This window comes from Pseudomonas sp. AC193, from assembly GCF_979258075.1.
On the sequence record NZ_OZ409832.1, the window covers coordinates 2,411,372 to 2,419,841 of the forward strand.

Below are 8,470 nucleotides of genomic sequence, written 5' to 3' on the forward strand. Positions count from 1 at the left end.
GAATTGCTCTCATCAGCCCAGGCGCTCTTGAGTTAAATCAAGCCGTTGCGTTTTGCCAGATCGGCGAGTTCCACAACTGATTTTAACTCGAGTTTTTCAAGAAGCCGGGTTTTGTAAGTGCTGATGGTTTTGTTGCTGAGAAACATCGTGTCGGCGATCTGTTTGTTACTGAAGCCTTTGGCCAACTGCTGCAACACAAGCATTTCGCGATCGGACACCGATTCAAGCCGCTGCTTTTCATCAATGTCATCATGTTTGCGCACGGAACTGAATGCGATATTGGGAAAATAGGTATAACCATTCATGACCGCGCGCGCGGCTTTCGACAATTCGGCCAACTCGTCGTTTTTGCACACGTAACCCGCGGCGCCTGCATGTTTGCAGCGAATTGAAAACTGTTCGGGAGACTGAGTACTGAGCACCAGCACTTTCACGGAGCGACTGAGCACCGACAACCGGTTGATCACCTCAAAACCGTCCAGGTCAGGAATTCCGATATCCAGCACAATCAGATCAGGTTGCAGGTCACGCACCAGCCTGATTGCTTCTTGGCCGTTACCGGTTTCACCGATGATTTCGAAGCCGTCCTGTGAGAGCAGTGCCTTGACACTGGCGCGGACAAAAGGATGGTCGTCTACAACAATAACGTTATACATGTAAGGCTCTCCAGCGATTGGCTCTAGTGAGGCATCCACGTGGCCCCATCGAGAGGCTTGCGGATGTGCTGGCTCGTTCACTCGCGCTGTTCCAGACTGGATAAAAGAGTGGTCCTCGCTCGATGGAGCAGCACTCGGACATTACCCTGTGTAATGCCATGCCGATGGGCAATATCATTCATCCCCATGCCCTGATAGTCATAGAGATTCACGACCTCACGCTGACGGCGGGGCAAGGTTTGGAGGCAGGCCTCGAGCGCCTGGACTTTTCGATCACGCACCAGAATTGCGTCGGGTGTTTCGTCGTGCCAAAACAAACAGCCACCGCTTTCTTCATGCTCTTCCGCAGACACTACTTTCAAACCGTTGCGCGGAAGACGAGACACTTCTTTGCGAGACTTTCGAAGGTGCGCCTTGGCCATATTGGCGGTAATTACCAACAGCCATGTACGCAAACTAGCTCGCCCTTCGAAGTGCTTGATGTTACGAAAAACACTTAACCAGGCGTCTTGCACGACATCATCGGCAAGTGCCGGCCCCACTATCGCACGGGCCGCCGCATCCATCCGGCTTTGGTGCTGTTTGACAAACTGGTTGAATGCGTACTGATCCCCTTCAATCAGGCGTGACAACAACTTGCATTCTGCACTCATAGATTATTCCGCAAGGTTTGATTATTTCTTATTTAATTTGAAGAGCACGTTCAAATTAGCGATAAAAAAAACCAAGCGGTGTAGGAAATTTCCTAAATCAATGAGTTCATCTAAGCTGCGATTGCCTTACGACTTTGCAATACGCGCCAGACGATTTAAATGAGAACACACAAGGGTCTTTGAAAAAACGCCTTTAAGCGCCATTTTTTACCTTAACGCGCCAACATGTCACGCAGAGGCGCACAGATACACGTCAGTGCAGCTGATATCCACCTGATCGGGATGCAAGTGATCACTGGCATAACTCAAACAGGCGCCGGATCGCAGAAATACGTTAAACAGCTCCGCGTCCAGGTGCCCGTTCTCACACATTTCGCGCATGATTTGCAGGGCCTGCGACAATGTTTTGCTCGGCTTGTACGGTCGATCCTGTGCAGTAAGCGCCTCGAATACATCGGCCAGAGCCATCATCCGCGTCTGCGGAAGCAACTGATCCCCGCTCAACCCTCGCGGATAACCTTTGCCATCAATGCGTTCGTGATGGCCGCCGGCAATTTGAGGCACCTGACTCAACTCTGGAGGAAACGGCAAGGCATTGAGCATGACGATGGTCTGCACAATGTGCTCATTGATTTTGTACCTCTCCTCGGCTGTGAGGGTGCCCCGCTGAATCGACAGATTTTTCAACTCGCCGCGGTCATACAACAACTCGGGCACTTTCATATTGAACCCCCAGACACCCTGCGGATCGAGGTTTTCCTTTGGATTGCGGGCAATACGCTGCTCGGGTCGATCGGCTAACAAGTTTTCCATACACGGCAACGGCTGCATCGGCTGCGCCTCTTTGCGCACACGCTCCTCACCGGAAATCCCCAGGCGGTCATCCAGCGTCCTCAACCACTGACGCGAACCAATGGCTCGCAGCTTGTGCAGCCCCTCCTCGTCCATGAACTCCCGCCCGGTATTGCAACGCGCAATATAGGCAAATTCATCGTCGAGCGTCTGCCACAGGTTATTTCTGATCTCACGTGCGGCCTTTTCATCTCCGCCTGCCAGGCAATCCTGCAGATACTCAATATTGGCATCACGCTTGAGCACTTCAAAACGGGTACGGATTTCATGAATCCGGTCATACAGGCTTTCCAGTTTTGTCGCTTTGTCCACGACGTATTCAGGCGTGGTCACCTTGCCGCAATCATGCAACCAGGCAGCCAGATGCAGCGCACGGTGGTCGCTTTCGCTCATGCGGAAACGGGCATAGGGCCCTTGCGTCTCAGCGCAAGTAGCTTCAGCAATGATTTTCGCGATTTTCGGCACCCGCGAGCAGTGCTCACCGGTATATGGGCTCTTGGCGTCGATCGCCCCGGCGATTAATTGAATGAACGCCTCGAACAATGCGGCCTGGCGCTCGATGAGCCCCCTCGCCTCAAGCGCGACAGCGACTATTCCCGATATCACCTCGACAAAGCGGATCTGGTCAGCGCTCAATGCCTGGCGACTGAACAACAGCAAGACACCCACCTCATGATCGTTACGCGTGAACAACGGCACGCTCAGCGTCGCCGCAGGCGGCAACCCCAGCGCAGCACAAGCCTTCGGATCAGCCTTGCGGGACTGGCACACCCCGACCAACAGCGCTTCTTCAAGATTGAATTGGCCGATAGCATCGCCCAGCACCGCTATGTCCAACTCGGACTCCTCCCAACGTCCAGCCATGACACTCAATGCCTGCTCTGGCTCAGGACGAATGCACAGCAACGCACCGTTCACCTGGCTCGCCTTGCAGATGGTGCGCAGCAACGTGGGTAGCATCCGCACAAAATCGGCTTCCTGGCTCAGTTGCGTGATGAGTTCGAGAAAACGCTCCTGCGTCGAACGATTCTGCTCAAGCGCTGCACCCAACTCATTGACTTCACTGATTCGGCTGCGTGTAACCGGCCAGGCACTGTAGTTGAAGTCGCCCATATTCCTGGCGTTGCGCGTTAGTTGTGTGATCGGTGCGACCAGATAACCGGAAAGCCAGAAAGCAAACGGCAATGTCAACGCAAGGATCAACAAGGTTTGCAGCAGAACGTCGTCGCGCAACTGGTTGGCTTTGGCGAGCAGCTCATTGTCGGGAGCGACCATTCCCAGATACAAAGGCTGGGTCGAATCCACCTGCAAACGGCGGCGCTCCAGGTGCCAGAGCTGGCCGTCAATTTGCAGCTGGCCTCGCGTCACCCCCAGCGGTGAGAAAGCAGAATCGGCGGGCAACGTCGCCAATGCCGCCAGCGCGGGATGGCCCAACGCACTCACCAGCGGCGAGCGCTTGATACCGCCAGCGAATACCTCGGGGCGATCACTGGCAAGCACCTGGCCGTCCGTATTGTAAAGCGCGAAAGCCGTGCTTTGCGTCAACCGGTAACGTCTGAGCACCTCATCCATCTGGTGATGCAGTAAATCAATGCCGACGACCGCGCGCCCGTTTTCAGTGGCAATAGCCAGAGTAGAGCCAATGTCACCACTGGGGAAAAACGCATACGGCCGCGTACGGATCAACTTTCGTTGAGTCAACGCATCTTGATACCAGGGTCGCGATCTCGGGTCGAAATTCGCCAGATCCTGATCCGTTTTGCCGCTGATCATTTGCAGCCGATCATCGTAAAACACGGTCATGGCACGGGTTCTCGTGGAGGTACGCTGAATGATCCACGCCACATAACCCGCACTGCCGGTGACCAATGCACTGCCTCCCTGGCGTTTGCGCAGGTACAACTCACTGCCCTGCTCGTCAGCGATATATACCGAGTCGATGGCCGGCGAGCTTTTGAGTACCGCCGCCATGGACTCCAGATAGTGCTCAAACGTCTGAACATTGAGCGTTTCACCGCGATAGCTGAGTGCGAGCAGGCGAATCGCCGAGCGGGCCGGGCCCAGGCTACTGTCAAACGTTCGGGTGGCCGCTTCGGCAACAGTCGAGGCATGTTCCAGTGCGTGTTCATTGAGCAGACGTTTCGTGCGCTCAAACGTCAGCTCGGCGATGCTCGCCCCCGTCGCGACGACCAGCACTGTGATGGTCAGCATCAGCACACAGCGCAAGGAAAAATGACCCTTCATCAACGTGGCCTCGGCAACGCAATCAACGCTTCGCCTGCAAGTTTCAGTCGCATTGCTGCGTCCCCAGAAACTGCAGGTGCCGCTCATACTGGTTGAGGATGTCAGTGATAACGTCTTCGCGAGCCCACCCCATCATGCAGTAGCCTTGACCGCCCTCGAGAAGAAAAACTTCGGCACGGAAATAACGCGATGTGTGAATCTGATCGTTATTGCTGGAGGGCGCGAAAACCGGCAGTGCCACCGAGCGCAGTCGCACCTCGTAGGTAAAGGGTGTCTGATCCCCCAGACTGACGTTCAGCCGAACACGACCATTGTCAGCGCTGCTCACCGACGCACGGACATCTCGCAGCTCCATTTCGCGACCCACCGCCTCGCAGGCCGGGGCGACGACATCGCGTAGGTAGAAGGCAACCGCTTCGCGTTCTGGAAAGTGCACCAAGCGCTGCAAGCGTTGCTGCCACACCCCTTCTTTCGCACTGCCGAGAATGCCCGGCAGAGGCTGACGCGACAGCTGACGTTTGTCGGCGTCTACGCGCAATGCTTTGAACAGCCCCCACAGCGCCAGCAACAGAACAATCGCGAAAGGTAACGCGCTGGCGATCGTCGCTGTCTGCAAGGCTTTCAAGCCATCGGCCAGCAGCAACGCAATCGCTACAGTCCCGATCAATACGGACCAGAAAATCCGCTGCCATATCGGCGAATTGTGTTGGGTTTTCGATGCCAGCATATCCACCACCAATGCGCCGGAATCCGCCGACGTGACAAAAAACACCATGACCATCACCACTGCAATCAGCGACAGCACGTGCGACCAAGGGAAATGCTCGAGAAACGCAAACAGCGCCAACGAGCTGTCCTGATTGACCGTATCCGCCAGTTGCGTCAGGCCATTGTTGAGAATCAGGTGAATCGCACTGTCGCCAAATACCGTCATCCACAACAGCGTGAAGCCTGTCGGCACCAGCAGTACGCCGCAGACAAATTCGCGGATAGTGCGGCCACGGGAAATCCGTGCGATGAACAGGCCGACAAAAGGCGACCACGACAACCACCAACCCCAATACAGCAGCGTCCAGCCGCCCATCCAGCCTGTTGGCTTGTAGGCATATAGATTGAAGGTCTTGCCGACGATTTCAGAGAGGTAGGCTCCGGTGTTTTGTACGTAGGCTTGCAGCAGAAAAACCGTTGGCCCCAGCACCAGCACAAATACCAGCAGAATCACCGCGAGCCCCAGATTGATCTCGGACAACAGCTTGACCCCGCGATTGAGGCCGCTGGCGACAGAAATAGTCGCCAAGCCGCACGTCAACACAATCAACCCGATCTGCACGGTGGTGCTGACGGGCAAATTGAACAACTGATGAAAACCGCTGTTGATCTGCAGAACGCCATAACCCAACGAAGTGGCAACCCCGAATACCGTGCCCAGAATCGCAAAGACATCGACGGCATGGCCGATCGGCCCGTGAATGCGCTCGCCGATCAAGGGGTAAAGCGCCGAACGCAGCGTCAACGGCAATCCATGACGAAAGCTGAAGTAGGCCAACACCAGACCGACGGCGGCATAAATGCCCCAGGCATGCAGCCCCCAATGGAAGAAGGTGATTTTCATCGCCTCGCGCGCAGCCTGCACGGTGCCCGGATCACCAATCGGCGGGTTGCTGAAGTGCATGACCGGCTCGGCAACGCCGAAAAACATCAGGCCAATGCCCATCCCGGCGGAAAACAGCATGGCGAACCAAGTCACGCTTTTGTATTCCGGGCGGCTGTGATCAGGGCCCAGGCGAATATCACCAAAGCGTCCGAATGCCAGAAACAGCACGCTGATCAGCACCACCGCGACGGCCAGTACATAGAACCAACTGAGGTTGGCGACGATCCAGCGTTGCACTTGGTCGAACACCCCCTGTGCCAATTGAGGAGCCAGCACGGCGAACGCGACCAGTGCCAGCGTCAATGCCGCAGAGGTATAGAAGACCGGAGGGTTGAGGGTAGTCCGAGTAGCAGGAGCATTTTTCATTGAACAACAGCGTTCCTTGGGGGAAGCGCATGGGGTACGCCTCCAGGAATGGAGAGCGGCCGGGTTGACGAGGTGCGACTGATAGACGTGCGCGCACGACCAAGAAGGCTTATGCGGTAGCACCAAGGCTCACAGTCCCGGGCCAGGAAGTGTGTTTTTTACGCGGACAGGTATGTAAGAGTCTGTAGGAAACTTCCGATGACACCCCAAATGGGCAGTCAAGTTTTCAGATCTACAGATACACCCGCGATCAGCGCGACAACGATGTTCAAGCTGTCAGATAAAAAAGCACTGCATCAAATACAAGTCCTGCGAATAACAGGATCATAAAAACCCAACTTGGGTGATCATTTTTTATTAATCGCATTTGCCTATTCCCTGAATTTGAACTCAGATAACCAACACCATCCTTTGAACCACAATTCGTCATACATCAACTGCGATTCGCGCGACATCAAGTCCGCATGCCCTAGCCCGATTAACTTGCCCTACTCAATTCAATGGGCAAAAACCGGATGAACAAAACCTTCAAAGCAGCGACGTACGCATTTCTGTTACTGAGCGCATGGACGGCAGCTGCTAGCGCAAGCGGCTTGAACTGGGATCGATTGGGACGTGCAGAAGCACAACTTTCCAGGGATCACGACACCATTCGCGTGAGCGGTTTTCGCGACAGCTATCGACGCCTGAAAATCAAGGTCAAGGATGCCCCGCTCGACCTGCGCCGCATGGTTGTGGTTTACGACAATGGCGCCACTGAAAACCTCAACGTGCGTCGCTTCATCCCGCAAGGCGGTGAAACGCGCCCGATCGATCTACGCGGATCCGGCAAACGCAGCATTCGCAAAGTCGAGTTCTGGTATAGCACTCGCGGCAACGGTCGCGGGCACTCGGATGTGATTCTGTACGGTTTGCGCTGATCGCCGGACGCACCCGGCCCGGCCACAGGCAGATGCCAGGCCAAGCCGAGGAAACCGTCAGTTGAGGTTGTGGCTTTGCGAAAACATCATCGCGTGCTCACGACGCATCTGGCTCAGCACATCGGCGACGATCGCCTGATGCTTCTGCATCCAGACCATTTTGTCCTTGTCGGACATGGCGCTATCGGGCGTGGCCTTAGTCAGTTGATCCATGACATCGCCGAGCATTTTCATGTGCTCGCCCATCATCGGCCCCTGATCTTTTTTCGGCATTTTTTCGATATCGGCCAACATCATTGCCGAGGCTTGCTGCATGCGCAGCAGGTCTTCGATGTGTGCAAACGTCCGGTCTCCGCCGCCTTCGGCGAAAACAGCGGTAGAGACGAGCATTGCCCCTGCAAGAAATACAGTTTTGAAGTGATTCATTTTTATTCCCATAGCGATAGGCGCTGGTTGTTTTATAAGTATCAACGTTCATCCGACACTGTCGGCTGAGAGTGCTGCACTTGGAGCCGCTTTCAGGGGAGTGAAATGAAAGAGGCTCTAAGGGCTGCACCTCACTAACACTCAGAAACTAGCGTCAGCAGGCGCCCACCTCTGTAGGAAATTTCCTAAATCTCGGTATTTTCGATCTCGACTTGAATCAATTCACACCAATTAGTTCGTGACTGCCTTCTTGACGGCTTTGCGGCCCAAATTGTCTGTAGCAGTACTCACTTTTCCATCAACATTGCCTTTGATGTCAGAGACCGAGTCTTTTTTTCCTTTGAGACCCACGGTGTCAGCAGCGGCCTCCTTCGGCGAACAACGCCCGCCCACCCCGACGGTCGCTTTCATGGCAGTGCTTTTGGCTGCTTTTTCTGCGGTGCAGTCCGGATTCATTACGCCAGCCTGAACATTCACACTCAGTAAAACCAGGGCCATGGCCCACATTGTCTTGGTCATTGTGTCGCTCCTGTGGATGAAATATCTGTCTATTCGCGGGCGCGTAGTCTCATCGCCATGCCCGAGGCTGAGCTATAGGAAATTTCCTTAAATTCACTGTTTTTTTTGGGCTTTCGCACGTATAGACACGGCGAATTTTTGGCTATAAGTTTTTTCTGCAACAGACTGGAAAACCACAAG

At 54.7% G+C, this 8,470-nt stretch carries 7 protein-coding genes; 1 reads left to right on the forward strand and 6 read right to left on the reverse strand.

The genetic code is table 11. The annotated features are described in order from the left end of the window. Positions 1 to 32 precede the first annotated feature (32 nt). The 4 genes from ACZZ0D_RS10980 to betT all read right to left on the reverse strand — a co-directional run bounded on the left by ACZZ0D_RS10980 (position 33) and on the right by betT (position 6,425). On the reverse strand, positions 33 to 656 hold the full coding sequence (locus ACZZ0D_RS10980; RefSeq protein ID WP_053120064.1) for a response regulator transcription factor: 624 nt from the start codon (positions 654 to 656) through the stop codon (positions 33 to 35). A gap of 77 nt (positions 657 to 733) precedes the next feature. Then, entirely contained in the window at positions 734 to 1,309 is a 576-nt protein-coding gene (locus ACZZ0D_RS10985) for an RNA polymerase sigma factor (RefSeq protein ID WP_053120062.1), read from the reverse strand. A gap of 228 nt (positions 1,310 to 1,537) precedes the next feature. Further along, the gene (locus tag ACZZ0D_RS10990) at positions 1,538 to 4,405 is read right to left on the reverse strand and encodes an HD domain-containing phosphohydrolase (protein WP_463553226.1); all 2,868 of its coding nucleotides are present in this window, start codon (positions 4,403 to 4,405) and stop codon (positions 1,538 to 1,540) included. 43 nt (positions 4,406 to 4,448) lie between these two features. Next, complete coding sequence (gene betT / locus ACZZ0D_RS10995; RefSeq protein ID WP_463553227.1) at positions 4,449 to 6,425, reverse strand: choline BCCT transporter BetT; 1,977 nt, start codon at positions 6,423 to 6,425, stop codon at positions 4,449 to 4,451. 515 nt (positions 6,426 to 6,940) lie between these two features. Here betT and ACZZ0D_RS11000 point away from each other — a divergent pair. Further along, positions 6,941 to 7,345 (forward strand): DUF2541 family protein, encoded by a 405-nt coding sequence (locus ACZZ0D_RS11000; RefSeq protein ID WP_463553228.1) that lies wholly within the window; start codon positions 6,941 to 6,943, stop codon positions 7,343 to 7,345. 57 nt (positions 7,346 to 7,402) lie between these two features. On the opposite strand, the gene ACZZ0D_RS11005 is transcribed toward ACZZ0D_RS11000, so the two are convergent. Together ACZZ0D_RS11005 and ACZZ0D_RS11010 are read right to left on the reverse strand one after the other, a co-directional pair. Then, positions 7,403 to 7,771: a co-regulatory protein PtrA N-terminal domain-containing protein gene (locus ACZZ0D_RS11005; protein ID WP_463553229.1), complete on the reverse strand. Its 369-nt coding sequence runs from the start codon at positions 7,769 to 7,771 to the stop codon at positions 7,403 to 7,405. Between the two features lie 231 nt (positions 7,772 to 8,002). Further along, a complete protein-coding gene (locus ACZZ0D_RS11010; protein ID WP_463553230.1) occupies positions 8,003 to 8,290 on the reverse strand; it encodes a hypothetical protein in 288 nt (95 codons plus the stop codon). Positions 8,291 to 8,470 lie beyond the last annotated feature (180 nt).

What these genes read in the sequence shown, in the direction of transcription:
- betT (WP_463553227.1), bottom strand. Translation starts at nt 6,425, where the DNA reads ATGAAAAATGCTCCTGCTACTCGGACTACCCTCAACCCTCCGGTCTTC.
- ACZZ0D_RS10985 (WP_053120062.1), bottom strand. Translation starts at nt 1,309, where the DNA reads ATGAGTGCAGAATGCAAGTTGTTGTCACGCCTGATTGAAGGGGATCAG.
- ACZZ0D_RS11005 (WP_463553229.1), bottom strand. Translation starts at nt 7,771, where the DNA reads ATGAATCACTTCAAAACTGTATTTCTTGCAGGGGCAATGCTCGTCTCT.
- ACZZ0D_RS10990 (WP_463553226.1), bottom strand. Translation starts at nt 4,405, where the DNA reads ATGAAGGGTCATTTTTCCTTGCGCTGTGTGCTGATGCTGACCATCACA.
- ACZZ0D_RS11000 (WP_463553228.1), top strand. Translation starts at nt 6,941, where the DNA reads ATGAACAAAACCTTCAAAGCAGCGACGTACGCATTTCTGTTACTGAGC.
- ACZZ0D_RS11010 (WP_463553230.1), bottom strand. Translation starts at nt 8,290, where the DNA reads ATGACCAAGACAATGTGGGCCATGGCCCTGGTTTTACTGAGTGTGAAT.
- ACZZ0D_RS10980 (WP_053120064.1), bottom strand. Translation starts at nt 656, where the DNA reads ATGTATAACGTTATTGTTGTAGACGACCATCCTTTTGTCCGCGCCAGT.